The organism is Sulfolobales archaeon (assembly GCA_038897115.1).
Lineage (GTDB): Archaea > Thermoproteota > Thermoprotei_A > Sulfolobales > AG1 > AG1.
Genome location: JAWAXC010000003.1, coordinates 1 through 17,593, shown reverse-complemented (window position 1 = coordinate 17,593; position 17,593 = coordinate 1). Strand labels below are relative to the sequence as shown.

Annotated in this window: 13 protein-coding genes and 1 tRNA gene; 5 read left to right on the top strand and 9 right to left on the bottom strand. The window is 45.9% G+C overall.

Annotated features, from left to right (window positions below; translation table 11 throughout):
* Positions 1-14: 14 nt before the first annotated feature.
* Positions 15-88: transfer RNA gene (locus tag QXE01_00945), tRNA-Ile, on the top strand.
* Between the two features lie 13 nt (positions 89-101).
* On the opposite strand, the gene QXE01_00940 is transcribed toward QXE01_00945, so the two are convergent.
* The 3 genes from QXE01_00940 to QXE01_00930 form a co-directional block, all read right to left on the bottom strand.
* Positions 102-1,577, bottom strand: a complete 1,476-nt coding sequence (locus QXE01_00940; protein ID MEM4969799.1) for an ABC transporter permease — start codon at positions 1,575-1,577, stop codon at positions 102-104.
* Positions 1,577-2,683, bottom strand: coding sequence for an ABC transporter permease (locus QXE01_00935; protein MEM4969798.1), 1,107 nt, complete (start codon positions 2,681-2,683; stop codon positions 1,577-1,579). Before QXE01_00935 ends, QXE01_00940 begins: the two co-directional genes overlap by 1 nt.
* 109 nt (positions 2,684-2,792) lie before the next feature.
* Positions 2,793-5,756: an ABC transporter substrate-binding protein gene (locus QXE01_00930; GenBank protein ID MEM4969797.1), complete on the bottom strand. Its 2,964-nt coding sequence runs from the start codon at positions 5,754-5,756 to the stop codon at positions 2,793-2,795.
* 165 nt (positions 5,757-5,921) lie between these two features.
* Between QXE01_00930 and QXE01_00925 the strand changes: the two genes are divergently transcribed.
* Positions 5,922-7,580 (top strand): NAD(P)/FAD-dependent oxidoreductase, encoded by a 1,659-nt coding sequence (locus QXE01_00925; GenBank protein MEM4969796.1) that lies wholly within the window; start codon positions 5,922-5,924, stop codon positions 7,578-7,580.
* Positions 7,581-7,738: 158 nt separating this feature from the next.
* Here the strand turns inward: QXE01_00925 and QXE01_00920 are convergent, their stop codons facing one another.
* Positions 7,739-8,203 (bottom strand): Lrp/AsnC family transcriptional regulator, encoded by a 465-nt coding sequence (locus tag QXE01_00920; protein MEM4969795.1) that lies wholly within the window; start codon positions 8,201-8,203, stop codon positions 7,739-7,741.
* A gap of 143 nt (positions 8,204-8,346) precedes the next feature.
* Here QXE01_00920 and glnA point away from each other — a divergent pair, with 143 nt between their 5' ends.
* Entirely contained in the window at positions 8,347-9,699 is a 1,353-nt protein-coding gene (gene glnA / locus QXE01_00915; GenBank protein MEM4969794.1) for a type I glutamate--ammonia ligase, read from the top strand.
* A 63-nt stretch (positions 9,700-9,762) separates the two neighbouring features.
* Here glnA and QXE01_00910 read toward each other — a convergent pair whose 3' ends face one another.
* Together QXE01_00910 and QXE01_00905 are read right to left on the bottom strand one after the other, a co-directional pair.
* Positions 9,763-10,521, bottom strand: a complete 759-nt coding sequence (locus QXE01_00910; GenBank protein MEM4969793.1) for a hypothetical protein — start codon at positions 10,519-10,521, stop codon at positions 9,763-9,765.
* Between the two features lie 12 nt (positions 10,522-10,533).
* Entirely contained in the window at positions 10,534-11,019 is a 486-nt protein-coding gene (locus QXE01_00905) for a PaaI family thioesterase (GenBank protein MEM4969792.1), read from the bottom strand.
* Positions 11,020-11,184: 165 nt separating this feature from the next.
* Between QXE01_00905 and QXE01_00900 the strand changes: the two genes are divergently transcribed.
* Positions 11,185-12,342, top strand: coding sequence for a hypothetical protein (locus tag QXE01_00900; GenBank protein MEM4969791.1), 1,158 nt, complete (start codon positions 11,185-11,187; stop codon positions 12,340-12,342).
* Positions 12,343-12,653: 311 nt separating this feature from the next.
* On the opposite strand, the gene QXE01_00895 is transcribed toward QXE01_00900, so the two are convergent.
* Positions 12,654-13,958 (bottom strand): SLC13 family permease, encoded by a 1,305-nt coding sequence (locus QXE01_00895; GenBank protein MEM4969790.1) that lies wholly within the window; start codon positions 13,956-13,958, stop codon positions 12,654-12,656.
* A 236-nt stretch (positions 13,959-14,194) separates the two neighbouring features.
* On the opposite strand from QXE01_00895, the gene QXE01_00890 reads away from it, so the two are divergent.
* Entirely contained in the window at positions 14,195-14,473 is a 279-nt protein-coding gene (locus QXE01_00890) for a hypothetical protein (GenBank protein ID MEM4969789.1), read from the top strand.
* Here the strand turns inward: QXE01_00890 and QXE01_00885 are convergent.
* Positions 14,457-17,348 (bottom strand): DEAD/DEAH box helicase, encoded by a 2,892-nt coding sequence (locus QXE01_00885; GenBank protein ID MEM4969788.1) that lies wholly within the window; start codon positions 17,346-17,348, stop codon positions 14,457-14,459. The genes QXE01_00890 and QXE01_00885 overlap by 17 nt on opposite strands.
* A 58-nt stretch (positions 17,349-17,406) precedes the next feature.
* The coding region (locus tag QXE01_00880; protein ID MEM4969787.1) for a hypothetical protein at positions 17,407-17,593 on the bottom strand (187 nt) is incomplete at its 5' end.

The following is a 17,593-nucleotide window of genomic DNA, read 5'->3' as shown; positions in this document are numbered from 1 at the left end:
ATATATAATCCACGGGGCCCGTAGCTCAGCCAGGTAGAGCGCCCGGCTCATAACCGGGCGGTCCGGGGTTCAAATCCCCGCGGGCCCATATCTCGGCAAAACTAGATCCTTCTTCTAAGCCTTGGATCCACAACTGGTTCTAGGGCTAGGGCTATTAGCACGAATGCCACAGCAGAGATCACTATCAGAAGGCCTGGTGGGAGTATCCACCACCATGCAATAGACACAGCCCCCTTATCTAGAACCCTTGATAATATCTGCCCCCATGTTGGGATGCTGGGATCTCCTAGGCCTAGAAGGCTTAGCCCGGCCTCTGTTAATATGGCGGTTGGTACAAAGAATATCATCTGGGCAACCACGTATGGGAGAACCTGGGGGACTATATGTCTAAATATGATCCTCATGTTAGATGCTCCGAGAGCCCTTGCTGCCTCAACATATTGCTCGGATTTGATGGAGAGAACCATAGATCTGACTATGATCGCTAGTCCTGCCCAGCCGAAGACAATTAGAGTTATTATGAGGATCTGTAGCCTCAGGTTCGTAGGGGTTATAAATGTGAAGAGTATTAGGAGAGGTAGAAGAGGTATGTTGCCTAGAACATCAGCTGTTCTCTGAACAATCTCATCTATGATTCCACCATAGTATCCCGAGAAGACACCTAGAACCATGCCTATTAGCGAGACAATGGCTGAGGTTACAAAGCCTATTGCAAGGGCTATTGGGAAGCCGAAGAGAAGGGCCTGGGCTAGATCTCTGCCATCGAAATCTGTACCCATCAACCCATATGCCCTGCCAACAACCGCTAGGGTCACCATATCCACGGAATCCTGGGGGCTTGTAAGCTGAATAGTTACTGTGAATCTATAGACACCGTTTAAAGGCTCAAGAACAATATTACCTCCCCTCTGAAGCGGTCGCGCGAAAATCGCCTTCTCAACACCATATTCAAAGCCAGCTAGATCTGTGGGTGTTATAGATACATTGTATCTCATATAGTAGAAATTCGATAGCTGCGAGGCCATGTATTGGTTGCCATAGGCGTTGACATCCTTAGGCGTTGGTATGTAGATCTTCTGCCCAGCCAGCTGCGGAGGGATCCTTATAATCTCGAAGTATAGCTGATCTATCCTCCCATCAGGCCTCTCAAGGGAGATTGTTAGCACCACAGGCAAGCTGGGGTTGTGGGCCTCTAAGCCATATATGGCGAGCCTCACATTCTGCGGATATGTGGGGCTATCATATGTATATGTAAAGACATACGTTAGAACCCTTACATTTGATCCTGCATAGCTAATAACCTGGGATGATGTGGGTGTTTCAAGCCTCATAACCGTGTGGGGTAGGAGGCTTCTATCGAATAAAACCCTGTACCAGTCTGGGGGAACCATCTTCGGATAGTCCTTCCAATAGTCAGCGTTATTCCATATTCTCGTTCCATAGTCGAGGGGCATCGTGGCCAACGTATATATTGATGCAACAACCATTAACCCTAGAATTATGATCCCTGCCCTGCCGGTCCAGCTCCTCCACAGGAGGTGGAAAGCCTCTCTAAGGGTGAGGGCCTGCAGCGTCATCAATACCTCACCCTAGGGTCTAGGAATATATAGAGGATCTCTAGGATCATTCTTGCAACAACATATACAAGAGCTGTTATATATGTTAGCCCTAGTATCAGTGGAAGCTCCTGGGCACCTATAGCATCATAGAAGAGCCTTCCAAGGCCGGGCCAGTTAAAAATAGTCTCCGTCAGGATAGCCCCTCCAAGGGAGCCTGCAAGGCCTAGTATAGCGTTAGTAGCTATTGGGGGCGCGGCTGCCCTCATTATATAGCTCCTCATGATAACCCTATCATGCAACCCCTTAGCCTTCGCAACATATACAAAGTCCTCCTCAACGATTCTAACCACTATAGCCCTTGTTATATATATCCACACCCCAGATGTTGCTAGAACAAATGTTATTATTGGGAGCACTGCATGGCTAGCCATGTCTAGAAACCTTCCTAGAGGATCCGATGGTGGGTTCGGCGATAGAAGCCCTGTGGGGGGTGGGAAAATAGGTATTCTATATACGAATATATAGATCAGCATGAGCCCCAACCACCATGCTGGAAGGGCATATGATATTGCAGAGTATATGCTGAAGAACCTATCTAGAAGCCCCCCTCTTCTAAAAGCTAGTAGAGGCCCTAGTGATAAGCCCAGGGCTATGTTTATCAGTGTCGCTGTTGTTAGAAACATTATCGTTGGGGGTATCCTTTCAAGAATTATATCCCTCACATCGTTAGAGCCTGTAAAGGATGTTATTGTCCCAGCCCTCCCAAGATCCAGCTTTAATATGGTTATAGCAAGGGGTATGATCCTCTCGTACCAAGGCCTATCAAGGGCATATGCCCTTATAAGCTGATCCCTGTACTGGGCTACGAGAGCATCTATCTCGCTCTGGTTTAGAGCACCCCCAGCAGCCCTCTGCCTCAGAGCCTGGCTATAGGCTCTCACATCCTCATTGACTATCGCATTTAGAAGCTTATCCGATGTAGGCCCTAGAATTATAGCGGTTACAAGCACTATGCCTATAAGAGTTGCTGTGAGGGTGATAGCCCTTATAGCCAGGATCCTCGCTAGAGCCAATAAATCACCATATCTATAGCCACATAGAGCAATATATATATCTAACACCATCCCCACTCTAGAGGAATAGGCTTCGAATATAAAAAACCATGGATTTGAAAGACCCTAGAATAGATATATTATAAAAATTATTTGCTTTATCCCTGGGAGGTCTAGGGCTTTATCTCCTTCTCAGCAGAACCAAGGCTATGGTTACTAGCTGGAGTATCACGAGAACAACCACTATGATCATAAGAGTGCTCACTGTATCCCTTAGGCTGCTAACACTTGCCTGGAGAGCCGATACTGACTGGGTCTGCTGCTGTGCATAGCTATCAAGCTTGCTGCTCACACTATCGATCTTCTGGCTCACACTAGTACCGAGGTTATTCACAGCCGTGCCGAGATTGTTTATAGCCCCTCCAAGCTGGGATATGCTGTTGCTAACAGCACTTAGACCTGCTGATACTTGTTGTGATACCTGTTGCAGCCCTGCCACACTCGAGGCGTTTACAGCCTGTATTGCCTGCTGGAGGCTAGCTATGGCGTTTTGGACGCTCTGCTGTAGGCTAGAGATCTCCTGCTCGATCGGTGCAGTTATAATCCCTGGGTCGAATACGTTGACGAATATAGTTCTCGCATCTACGAAGGCGACCGCATCGCTATAGGCTATGACGGTTAGCTCGTATGGGAATCTAGCGGATAGGCCTTTTGTGAGGCTTGCTGGGAATGTTATTGTGAATCTAGATCCTGTGGCAAGTGTTCCCTGCCCAACACTTATTATATCTCCTGTCACAGAATCCCTCAGAATATATTTAACATATAGAGGCGGTGGCCCGCTCACATCCACTAGAAGGTTCGCATCCTGGCCCCTTATAATCTGTGGGACACCTATATTCTCTATCCTAACAAGCCTGGGCTCTCCAAAGACCCACTTGCCAGGCGAGAATGGATATGTGGGATCTCTAAAGGCCTTTAGAACAGCTGACTGGCCCTCTGCAGAGAATCTATCGAGCATATATGGCCCATCGCTTATCCATGCATGCCCGTGAACAGATATCCATGTGAGGGCTGCTCTATATCTCGTTGCCGCATCATCAGGTGTTGCATATCTCTTGTTACCAACTGTGAATATGTTGGCTGGGAAGTAGTTAGATGTGAGGAAGCTCTGAAGAGTCGATGCTATATCAGCCGCATGGCCTGACAACACTAGGTTGAGCTGTGGCACCTTCTTAGCTGTTGCCGCGGAGCTCGAATATGCGTATGATCCTTTGGTAAATACCAGGTAGTCCTCTGCAAGAACTATCTCGTAGGGGAGATAGAAGTTAAGAGTTGCAAAGCTCGCTATATAGGCTGGCTCGAAGTGCCAGTAGTTTAGATAGACCTCAAGCCTCTTATTCGCCTCATCTATTCTGAAGCCCACAATACTATCTAGAGTCGGTTTTAGAAGGGATGCAACAGCCGACTCCGAGGCTGCCTTACTAGCATTATAGGTTAGATCGAAGCTCTGATATAGCTGCGCAAGCACATCAGCCCACGATATCGTGATATTGTGGTGCCATCTAGCACCTATATAGTTGGACATGTCAAACACAACCTTGCTAGTAGCCTTTACACCAGGGCCTACGAGCTTCCAGCTAGCTGTGGAGGCATCCCATATAAAGGCATCTGGAGGCACATCAAGCTTCCCTGTTGGGCCCGCTGTCTGAACCTCGAATGAGGCTCTAAATGGTATTGGCATTCCGTTGAATGGATGGAACCACGTCATGGGATCCCATGTTGCGTACATCACATCAACGCTATATACATCTGTGAATCCTCCAACTTGGTTCCAAACAGTTCTAGCTGTGTATACCCATAGATGACCTATGTTAAGCGTTGTTTTGCCAGGCATGTTTAGCTCCCTCAGATTCCATATAGCTCTCAGCCCTGCTCCAACATCATTTGTATAGCCTCTAATCTCTGCTTTCAATGCATAGCTATCAAGCCTAGTGGCAACCCATGTTCTAATCCCCTCCTGTATGCACATCTCAACAGCCTTTCTATATAGGCTGTCCCTCTCCTCCTTACTGGAGAAGTTACCATTATAGATCCTCTGTGTTATATCATCCAGAGTAGCGTTTCTATAGTTCCAGAAGGTAGCCTCAGCCCAGCCCGGCATATAGCCGAACCAAGGTGCACAGTATTGGGCTACATTTGAGGAGTCGTACTTGCTAATACCGGTTTTACCCCACCCCTCTGTATATATGTGCCACCTAAACTCGGCAGGATCAGTTCCATACACGGTATCTATAGCGGGTCCAAATGTCATGTATAGCCTATTAACCTTGAATCCAAGGCTCTCGAGGGCTGTTGCAAGCTGATCGCCTATATCCTTCCTCTCATCCTCAGTCCTTATTATAAAGTTTATCTCAACAGGCCTGCCCTCATAGGACCAGACACCCCCTACCTTCTGAAGACCCGCCCTTGTTAGGGTGCTAGATATTATTTGATCTGCAAGCTGTGGGTTATATGCAAACTTATATCTAAGAACTATATCAGAGATTAACGGGAAATCTGGGTCGTAGGATGATAGGAATGTATACATAGGAGATGCAAATCCCCTGTAGATCACGTTAACCACGTTATCCCTATCAACAAGATAATTGGTAGCTATCCTCACATCTCTAAATGCAAATGGGTTAGCCCCCTTACCTGGGTATGCGCCATACTCGATGAATGTTAGATTCTTATCCTTATCGTAGTAGACGTTTACAATAGCCGTTGGAGAACCCCCTGTAAGCCTTGCGAGATCGCTTAGAGATCTTCCAGTCTGATCTCCAGAGAGATTTGCTATATAGACTGGCGCTGGGTTGAAGATAAAGTCTACTAGGCCTGCAGGTGCACTTAGTATCCTTATTGTAGGGTCTCTTCTCAGTATCTCCGCCTGTGCAGGTCTTAGGCTATAGAGATAAGCGTCTATCCTACCGCTTTGGAGAGCCTGGATAGCCTCGTCGAGCGATACTCTCTGGATTATTATTGTATCTGTTGCTGGGCCTTTAACAGCTTGGGCGCTCACCTGGATCTGCGTTGAGAGGGCCGATACAACTGCTAGAACTACTAGGAGGGATAGCATATATGGAACTACTTTCCCACTTAATCTCATCCATATTCACCGTCAGGCTAATATTTCTTTGAGGGGTTATATATTTAATCTAACGAAATTCAGTATATAGATTAAAACATTTATATTTTATACATTCTATGGGGTGTTTGTTTCTAGTACAGCATACTTATTACTGAGCTTCCCCGAATATATTGGGGCAAATCAGTGCCTAGATATGACGCGATAGTAATAGGGGCTGGCCATAATGGTCTTGTAGCTGCATGCACCCTCGCATTGAGAGGGCTTAAGGTAGCTGTTTTTGAGAGGAATAACTTCCTAGGTGGTATGGCCTCCTCACCCCAGATCTGGCCTGGCTTTAGAGTACCTATCGGGGCCTATGTGATCAGCCTCTTTAGGAGAGAGATTGCAAGCGAGCTAGGGCTATTTGAGAGGGGGCTTAGGATATTGCCTAAGGATCCCGGGATGACTGTGTTCCTAGACGGGGGGAAGATCCTAAGTATATGGAGTGATATTTCAAAGACTGCTAAGGAGATCGCTAGGTTCTCCGAGAGGGATTCCAAGCAGTATCTAAGGTGGAGCAAGCTCTGGAGCTTCGTAGGCGCTGTGCTTGATGCGATATATATGAGCAAGCCCCTCAACATCGAGGATACTGTGGAGCTTATCAGGAGGATCATGGGGATTGCTAAGCATGGGGGTGATGAGCTGATGAGATATATAGAGGAGCTCTCGTGGATCATAGCTGCACCCGCATCGAAGGTGCTTGACGAGTACTTCGAATCCGAGGAGGTCAAAGCAGCCCTGGTGGAGGACGCACTCGTGGGTGAGATGATATCGCCAAACACACCTGGATCCTCCCTTGTGATGGCCCACCACTATATGGGGAATATAACAGGTGTTAGGGGTCAGTGGGGATATGTCGAGGGGGGTATGGGAGCCCTTTCAGAGGTTCTTGCTAAGAGATGCTCTGAGCTGGATGTTGATATCTATCTCGGTGTCGAGGTTGAGAGGATCATTGTTAGCAGGGCTGGATTTGTAAAGGGGGTCATAGCTGGTGGCAAGCAATACGATTCCTGGCTTGTGCTCAGCAGCGCTGATGTGAGAACTACCATGCTCAAGCTCCTAGATCCTGGGGCTGGCATTGATGAAGATCTTCTTAGAAGGCTTAGAAACCTGAGAAGCTTGGGAGCATCTTCCAAAATCGTTGTCGCTATGAGGAGCCTTCCAAGGCTTGCTGGGAAATATGCTGGCTATGAAGATCTCGCATATAGATCTTCAGCTATAACGATTCCGTCGATGGATTATGTTGAGAGAGCATATATAGACGCTCTCTCCGAGGGCATGAGTAGATATCCCTGGATCTCTGTTAATGTACAGAGCTATGTAGATAGATCAGTAGCTCCAGAAGGGTGGCACATAGCATCCCTATTCATCCAATATACAAGCAGAAGATCCCCGGGGAACTGGGGTGCCGAGGATAGAGAGAAACTAGTAGATCGGGTTTTCACCGTGTTAGACAACTACTACGAGGGATTTAGAAAGAATGTGGAGAAGATACTCGTAATAACGCCAAGGGATATAGAGGAGATGTTCCAAGTCCCCGGAGGAAATATATTTCATATAAGCATGACACCAGACCAGCTTTGGAACAATAGACCAGATAGAGAGCTCTCAGAATATAGAACATCTGTTAAAGGCCTATACCTATGCGGCTCGAGCATGCACCCAGGCGGTGGGGTAAGCGGTGTCCCAGGATATCTATGTGCTTTAGAAGCCCTCGCAGATGCTGGGATAGCTAGGAGAAGGGTTAAGTACTACAATATATTAAAGCTTATAAAGAGCTTCCTATCATTTAGAAATCTCTGAGCCCTTGGCCCCGAGGATCCTCTTGAGATGCTCATCAACTCTCTATTTATTCGACGCTACATTCTAATCCCCTTCCCACTTAAAAGGAGGTTTTCATTTGTAACAATAGATCAAAAGGTTACTTAGATCTCGATCAAAATTTGGGGGTACATTGATGATCATTTTAGAATTGGAGAGTCTATGCACAGCTTCTCCTTTACAACATTGAAGACAACACTTGTAACTGTTCTCTTCACATGGGGCATCTTAAGCACCGCTTTGATGAAGTTATTTAGCTCATCAATACTTCTAAACTTAGCTATCACAGCTACATCGAACTCGCCCGTTATATCATATACTGCTACCACTTGCTCAAATGCTGAGAGAGCCTTCTCAACCTCTGTTATATAGGCACCCTCTACCGAGACAAGTATCAAGGCTGTGACATCCATACCGAGAACCTTTGTATCTAATTCCGCTGTAAACCTCTTTATAACCCCCATCTTCACCAACCTCTTAACCCTCTCGTGAACCGTGGAGGTGGGTGTCCCGATCTCCTTAGCAATGCTTCTAAGGCTCTTCCTCGAGTCCTTCAAAAGCCTCTCAAGGATCATTATATCCAGCTCGTCCAGCCCTGGCCTCAACAGACCCACCAATTTATATTGTGCTCGCTGTTATAAGTGTTAACTTTACATATAGATGCCATTGATTTATGGCCCTTTTTTGAACGTTTATCGGTGATCCCATGGTGGGTGTTTAAGTATCCATAGTAGGTAAAACTTACCAAGTGATTAGCTTGGGAGGGAAGATCTGGCTCGACATAATGTTCACAGACCTCCTAGGCGTGCTAAGAACTGTTAGCTATAGAATAGATGAGGAGAGGGTCTCAAAGATATCTGAGGTTATTGGTAAGACCGATGGGAGCTCTGTATATGGCTTTACAGGGGTTGAGGATAGCGATCTATTCCTATACCCTATAGAAGGCACCCTAGCTAGGGCTCCATGGGAGGCTGGGAGATATGTGGTGCTATCGAGGGTCTATAAGGGGAGGGAGAGATTCTCAAGGGATCCGAGGCTCGTTGCTGAGAAAACAGAGGAGGTTCTAGGAGGCTGGGGCTACGAGGCATTAGTATCTGCTGAGCCTGAGTTCTTCATAGTCGATAAGGTAGATGTTGGGATAGAGAGGAGTAAGGGTGTCTATAGCCAGAGGCTAGAGGTGTTCTCACACGAGATGGCCCTCGAGCATCTCTTCCCAGTTAAGAGGAGCTATCAAATGCCCCTAGAAGGCAGGTTTGAACAGGCTGTTACAGAGATAATCAAGGGCTTAGAGGCTATGGGGATCAAGGCTGAGGTTATCCACCACGAAGTGGCTACATCACAGTTTGAGCTTAACTTCGCAGGAGGATCCCCAACATATGTATCTGATACCATCCAGCTAGTTAAACTAGGGATCAGAAAGATCTTGGGGAGGCTAGGCCTACAACCACTCTTCATGCCAAAACCATTCTGGGGCGATAATGGCTCCGGTCTCCACATACATGTAAGCCTCTGGAGAGACGGTGTTAACATATTCCACGACGATGGCGATAGATATGCCGGGATTAGCCAGGTTTGCAGATACTTCATAGGCGGGCTTCTAGAGCACGGCCCAAGCCTATCCGCTATTGTATCCCCAACTGTTAATAGCTATAAGAGGCTGGTACCGGGATATGAGGCACCTGTCTACCTCACATGGGGTAGATCTAATAGAAGTGCTGCTGTCAGAATACCAATAGCCATGTCGAGGGATAGAAAGAGGATCGAGTATAGACCTCCAGACCCTACATCCAATCCCTATCTAGCTGTTTCAGCCATAATACTAGCAGGGATCGATGGGATCGAGAGGAAAATAGATCCCGGAGACCCTGTTGATGAGAACGTATATAAGATGACACCTGAGAGGAGGAGGCAGCTCGGCATCAAAAGCCTCCCAAGAAGCCTAGACGAGGCTCTAGATAATCTTGAGAGCGACTATAAATATCTATTGAGAGCATTCCCAAAGGAGCTTATAGAGACATATATAGAGTTGAAGAGAGAGGAGGCTAGAAGGGTCTCCTCAACACCGGCCCCAATAGAGTATATGGAATATCTCCACCTCTAACATAAATAAACCCCCCTTTTCATGGGGAGAAGACATAGGCACTTCAATATCAAACTTAAACCCCTAATTCTGTGGGGAATTCTTGGTTGAAATGGCTCTCTGTAGAATCTTTTCTCTCCATATCTTTGCAAGATCCCCTCTACCTGATTTTAGAAGGGCTCTGAACATTCCAAGCTCATCTAGGTTTAGCCAGCTCGATAGAGACCTATAGATCTCTATGAGATCCTCTATAGATGTGATATGCCTTCTAGCAAGGATTCTGTTGAGCTCTGCAGAAGCCCTTATAACAGCGTCTCGCCTAGGTTGCACCTCTCTCACAGATTTCTCTATATCCCTTGTCTCGAGGGATTTGATAACGATCGAGACTATATTGTTTATCTCACCAGGCACACCGAGCAGAGATCCTCTAAGCCTTATCCTCCTAGAAGGCGCCCATGGGATATTCATGTTTCTCAGCATTGTTGTTAGCCCTTTTATTGGTGTTCTATCAACAATCCCGCCGACCACTATCGCCTCAGCCCACTCCAGATCCTCGACTCTTAGATCTGCCTCTCCATATGGGTCTAGCACCATCACCCTTTTAGCACCGAGCATATCTAGGATCTTCTCTAGAGGAGCTATATATAATGTATAGCCGGATCTCAGTGAAGACCTCTCTATATATTCAATCCCAGCTGTCTTCATAGGGGCTACAGCATATAGCCTGTAAGAGGGTTCTCTTTTTATCGATGAGGCTGATAGCTCTAGCTGTATTGCTAGGCTCTTAAGCTCCCTCTCGCTATGTATATGTATCGCACCAAGATCTACTATAAAGATCTTCAAGAGAGATCCTCGCTACACCCGCCTCTTAACAAGGAACCAAGTGCCTATACCCTTAGCACATAACACATTATTCCCGTCGAATACCTCGGCTTCCCCAACAGCTAGAGTACCGCCCCTTCTAATAACCCTCCCAATAGCTGTGAAAGGCCCTACCCTCAGAGGCTCTAGAAAGTTCACCTTCAACTCAGCCGTATATTGATCCACACCATCGTTTACAGTCATAACAGCAACCCCTATAACCATATCGATAACAGTCATAACCACACCCCCATGCACAATACCTCCCCACCTCTTAATCTCATCCCTTATATCGAACTCAGCCCTAGCATATCCATGACCAAGCTCCTTGATCCTAACCCCTATAAATCTATAGACAGGCTCCACAGCTAGGAAATACTTGTTGAAGAGCTCAGCAGGATCCTCTCCCGAAGACCTAATATGATCTATAGCTCTGGAGATGCCACCCATACTTCTAACCAGCTCCCCCCAAGCCTCCATAACAAGCACCACCCATAATACACTAGGTAAGGGGGGAAATACAAAAGACCCTAGCCTTGCTAAATTAGTCTTTAAGCGATCATAACCTGTTAAGGATTGTAGATAGATATCCACGTCGCCATAGATATATTAGCTTGCTCTATAGATACCCTTGGTAAGCAGGGTTTGCCCAAGCATAGCCCCTATAGCTCGAAGGAGTATAGGAAGAGGATGAAGGAGATCAGAAGGCTTAAGGAGAGGATTAGAGCCTATGCTGACTACACCCTGGATCTTGTTGGTATGCTGGACGATTCCAAGGATCTTATCGAACAAGTTAGGAAGGAGCTAGAAAGAATAATTAGAGAGGGCAGAGACGTAACACAGATCAACGTACCATCTGGTGAGATCTTTACCGCAAAGGATATTCTTGAGTTTATAAACAGCGCTCCCAAAGATCAGAGAGATATGTTTAGAGAGTATCTATCCAAGGAGCTTGCTAGGAGGAAAAGGCTTTGGGGGGATGTGGAGAAGATCGCTAGAGAGATAGAGAGATATGAAGAAGAGCTAGGGGTTTACGTGCCATTCGATATAATTGAGTATGATAGGTGGTGTTACAAAAGAGATGATTGTCTCTTCTTCTTTAAGGTAGAGATAGGGGATTCTGTGTATCTGGATGAGTATAGCGGATCTCTTAATGATCTTATAGAGTTATTCAAAGAAGTTATAGCTCGAGAGGCTAAGAAGATATCGAGACTGATCTCATATACTAGGAGGGAGAGAAGTAAAATCGTGGGAGAGCTTTTAGGCTTTAAAGAGTTTCTAGAGGAGATCGAGAGACATATATATAGTGACGCTATACTCACAATAGCAGGTACGAAGCTCTCGAGACCAAGATCTTGGAGAGATCTTCAAAATGCTGTTATCGAGCTCTATAACATGGGCCTTGAAAAAATAGGTGATCAAGAGATCATAAAGTGGGATGCTAAGAAGTTGAAGGACGGCTTCGTTATATATGGAGCCAATCCTCGCCTATGGCCTGATTTCTATAGATGGTTTAAGGAGTCTCTTCTGCAGAGTAAGATCCTAACGATCCTTCTTAGGAGTTTTAGAAAAGAGATCGACGAGATCACAGGACTACCTATAAAGGAGATCAGAGGCTATATAGTTCATATTGAGGGAAGTAATCTTAGATATACACAACTATCTGCAAGAGAGCTTCTAGAGGCACACATAAAAGACCCAAGAACTGGGGAGAAGCTCGAGCCAGAACCAGCTGTGATCTTCTGCGGCCCCAATGATGAGAGAATCTATTCAACAACATCCTATAGCCAGGAACCCCCATAATGTTTAGATGCTATCCTCTGCTTCTAATATTTCGAATATCTTTTAGTTATATAGGATATCAATGAAACACTATATAAGCTATTGCTCCTTGGAAGCCACATAGTGGGGATTAAGCAGCTAGTGTTGATCCGCTATTGTGAAAAACCTTGAAGAAAATGCTATAACCCCCATCATCCAACCCTATTCCCATTCTAAAGAGTAAGCTTCTAGCTGTAGCTTGAAGGTCTGTTACAACTGAAAGTCTCAGCCCTTCAGGGTGGGGAGGAGGTTAGTCCGATTATATCTTGGAGGGGGGTTTAGCATAAGATGCTCTACACCTTTTGATGTGTGATGATGCTATAGATATATATATAGGGTATATATATGGCTAGATTTACTGCTGTTACTATGCATCCGATTCTTAGGAATCTTATGAATGAGACTGAGGCTCCAAACCTTGTTTCAAGTGACTCCAATATTATTATATTTGATGCTGCACCTAGAATAGTTAGGTTCCCAGCTATTGTTGATGCCATTGCAAGGGTGATCCAGGCTTCTACATCTCCTCCCCCATAGCCTAGCTGGTGCATATATTGTATGAATAGCTTTGTGAAGGGCACGTTGCTGAGGAGCTGGCTCAGCATTACAGAGACAGCAGAGATCATGGCTATACCCTCTATCCCTGAAAGCTTTTCTGGGAGTAGTAGTGCTAGGAGGGGGTTCAGGATCCCGCTTCTCCATATACCCTCCATTGTTATGAACATTGTTATGAAGAACACAATTGTCCCCCAATCGATGCTAGACAGTGTTTTCCTCGGATTGCTGGAGAATATATAGATCCCCGCAGCAACTATAAATGGTATGAAGCCCCTCTCACTTATATGTGGAAGACCTATAAGCTCCATCACATCATTAATCACAAGCCAGGCGATTGCTGCGACCAACCCGATAAGGGATAGAACTGCATCTCTACTACTCAATATCTGCTCCCTCGGAATAGCTGATAGATCCAGCCTAGGAGATCCTATCCCATAGATTTTCTTGATCATATATGCTGTTAGATATAGATTCAATAGAGTAGGTATCGCAAGATATTCTACAAACTTTATGAAGGGAGCGATCATCCCAGATTGTATAGCTACTAAAACATTCTGGGGATTGCCTATAGGTGTCATGACAGAGCCTATGGTTATTGAGAATGCTAGTAAAAGATAGATCGCTTCGGGATTGATCCCAGCTGTTTTGGCTATGGAATAAGCTATTGGAGGCCCCATCAAGGCTATAGTATCGTTAACAGCTATGGCTGAGAGGAATCCAAAGATAAACGCCGATACATAGATCAGAAGCCCCACATCCCTAACCCTATATAATATCATAGATGTGAAATACCCCAGCAGACCGGATGACTCGGCAAGAGATACCAAGCTGAACATCCCTATTAGGAAGAGCACAACATTAAGATCTATAACACCGCCAACCTGATCAATAGGCACGATGCCAGAAATCACAACCACAAACGAGGCAAGAGCCATTATAGCCCACACAGGGATCCAAGGCCATCTAGCCCTCACCACAAGAGCAGATATAAGGTATAGCAGTACAGCAAACGCTATAATCTGGTGGAACAAGCTGGCCAACTAGCTATTATCCCTTCACACTCTAGTATAGTATATAGAGGCTATTTAGGTTTATTGCCCTGTGGAGAAATAATCACTCCAATAGAATATGTATTTTTTAGCTTTGGCGGGCCATGATAGATGGTCTATAATAAACTTGGTTGGAACACATGTGAAGAGTCTGAAGAGAGAGGCGAGGATTCTTCTACATGTGAGGCAGGGGGGGTTTCGACTTTATTGCCGTTATAAGGGGTTCTATGGGGATCGAGCACCTGAAGATTCTAAGTAGCTATACCGAGATTAACGATCTAGCGATGATTGCTGGTGAGAAGTTCTTCGGAGAGGTTAAATATCTGATCACATATCCAAGGGATCTATCTGACAGATGGATGGAGGCTTTAAAGCTAATTGGTAGGGATGACATAGTTGTTGAACCCAAGCTCCCGAAAGAAATTGAAGATCTCATAGCCTCCTATATAGATCTGTTTGGAAAGATAGCCATCACACTAGCTAGCCTCACTAATACTCAGTACTAGTCTTCTCTATATATGCTATTGCATTTCTTATCACATAGGGTAGGGCTTCCTTAGGAACATTATAATATGCTATCGAAGCATCTCTATAGCTCATCACATTAACAGGTGATACCCTCACCTCATAGATCTCCTCTACCGAGACGTTTTCTAGGATTCTTTTAAGACCCTCCTCAAGATCACTTGTCTTTATAACGAACTTAACCTGCGCAGATCCATATTCATATTTCAGTGAGCACTCAATATGATCGTATAGCCCTGTATGGATAAAGCATGACTGGAACTCAGGGGATTTCGAAAGCTCCTCTAGATCCTCTGCTAAGGCCCATCTCCACTCGCCAGTATCTATGTCTTTGAACTGGACAACCCTATATTGCTTGTTCTTCCTCATTTCCTTCAGCTTATTCTCCACAACCTTCTCAGGGAGCTCTAGGGCTTCAGCTATCTCTGTAACTGTCATTGCAAACCCTTTTAGAAGCTTTGCTATGAGATATGTTATATCTCTTAGCCATGGCCTTATAAGGGGCATGGAGAGGATCTTCTTCGAGATAGGCGATGTCTCTCCCGACTTCGAGATCCTAACGATCTTTATCTTCCCACTTGAGATCCCCTCGAAGAAGGATCTTAGACTCCCCTCAGACTCTAGATCCTCTAGGATCTGCCTCACTGCCTCTCTAAAAACTATAGACTCCTCAGGAACCTTCCCTAGATATCCGAAGCTATGCTGGATCTCCTTGATCTTTATAGATAGCTTTGGGCTCCTCCTAAGAGCCTCGGACATCAGCTCATCCACAAACTCTCCTGAGCCAACCTCCTTCAGAAGATCCTTGAATCCTGTTGATTTAGCCTTGATAGAGATCCCATAGGGAGCGATCCTCACGCCAACATCCATACCCTCCCTCTTCGAAGCTATATATAGCAGGAGATAACCTATAGCCTCGCCCAGCTTGTCTCCGAAGGGGTAGAGGATAACCTCCTCATCCCCCAGATCTTCGATCACAATGGTATCCCTACTCGGTATAGGAACCCCTTTCCTCTGGAACCAAGATCTTAGCTCCCTTATAGATCCCTCGATAAGGGATATAGATCCCTGATCCAGGATATTCGTGTAGTTAAAGCCCCTTGAGAGTAGCTCGTAGAATTTCTCAGCAACAGCCCTAGATCTTGTTGGGGCCTCGCCCTTCCACAGGGGTATAAGGCTCTCGCTCTCATCAGTTGGAGAAACATCTATCACCATGTTATCCTCATCTATCCTCGAGATCCTCCACAGCTTTCCACCAATCCTTATCACATCGCCAACCCTTAGGATCCTAAACACATAGTGATCGTCTAGATATCCTATCACCTTATCACCACTCCTCACAGCAAACATGGTGCTCTCTGATATGAAGGTGAAGAACTCTGTAAACATCCTAGAGCTCTTCCACTTCTGATCAAATCTCCAGATGTTGAAGAAGTTCCTCCCAATCTTCACAACATTGTTGCCAGAGTATTCAAGCACGCCGTTTCGAGCCAGCTCTGAAACTACCTCAGCAAATACACCCCACTCGAGATTTCTAAATGGATATGCCTTCTTAACAACCCTATATATCGTGTCTAGACTCGCATCCCCACCCCTTAGGATCCAACCCACTATCTCTCTAGCTAAGACGTCTAGGGGGTTCTCAATCATATATGGCTTCTCGATATAGCCCTCGGATAGAAGCGCTATCAGAGATGCTGCGATTAGTGTGTCTATACTATCAAGAGCTATGATAACGCCCCTAGATGTTTCCCCAACGCTATGACCAGATCTCCCAACCCTCTGGAGTAGCGATACAACCTGTCCAGGGGGTCTAAACATTATCACCTTATTTATACATCCAACATCTATTCCAAGCTCCAGGGTCTTCGTGGCTATCACAGCCTCTATATCACCGCTCCTCAAGCTCCTCTCAATATTCTCTCTAAGCTCGTGGGAGACTGATGAGTGGTGCACAGCCATCTTCTTAAAGCCCATCTTCTCAAGACCCTCGTGGATCCTTTCGGCTATATATCTGCTATTTGTGAAGATAAGTGTCGGGGGCTCTATATTCTTCGCAACCTCCTTAATACCGGCTTCTATAGGATCCTCTGAATCCTCCCCAACAAGTCTTATAGAGAAGCTAAGATCCTTATCACCACCTCCCCTAACTATTGAAAGATTCCTTGCAGAGGATCCCGTGAAATATCTCGCAACACTCTCCGGATCCCCTACTGTTGCTGATAGCATAACCCTCTGGAAATCCCTTCCCGAGAGCTGGTAGAGTCTCTCGAGTAGAACGGCTAGCTGGGCACCTCTCTTGGTTCCAACTAGCTCGTGAACCTCGTCTATGACAACCCATGAGATCTTTGAATAGTATTTTCTGAATTTAGTGGACCAGTCGAGATCTATCTCGAGGCTCTCGGGAGTGGTTATCAATATCTCCGGCACTGCTTTATGCCTTCTAACCCTCTCCACCTGTGGTACATCACCATGTTTTCTACCGACTGTGAAGCCAAGTCTTGAGGCCCACCACTCGATCCTAACCGTTAGATCGTTTATGAGCGCCTTGAGAGGCGTTATATAGAGTACATATATCCCTTTATCACCCGGATCCCTATCCATGCTCATCATCTGAGATAGTATTGGTAGCATCGCAGCCTCGGTCTTCCCATGCCCAGTTGGAGCCATGGCCAGCACATTATCCCCCTCAATTATCCTCGGAATAGCTATCCTCTGCACAGGTGTGAGCTGTCTCCAACCCCTCTCACATATCAGCCTAGCAACCCTTGGATGAAGGAGAGATGCTATAGCCCTATCCTCCCCATCCATGCACGCTATATCCTGCTCCTCGCTTGCTCTAGCTATTAGCCGCAATAACGCCGCCATTTAAATAGTTTAGCATTAGAGGTTTAAAAGGTTTATTCAAGATCCGCTATGTACCTGGAATCCTTTTCTCCCTCCTCCCCTCCTCAATAGCCCTCGAAAAGCTCTCGAGAACCCTTTCCACGGGGCTGGCGCAGTCCTGCTGAAGCAGGGGGATCAGCTCTCTGAGGAATTTCACAGCACATGTCCTCTTATGAAAGACTAGATCCCTATCCCTAAATCTTATAACGATACCC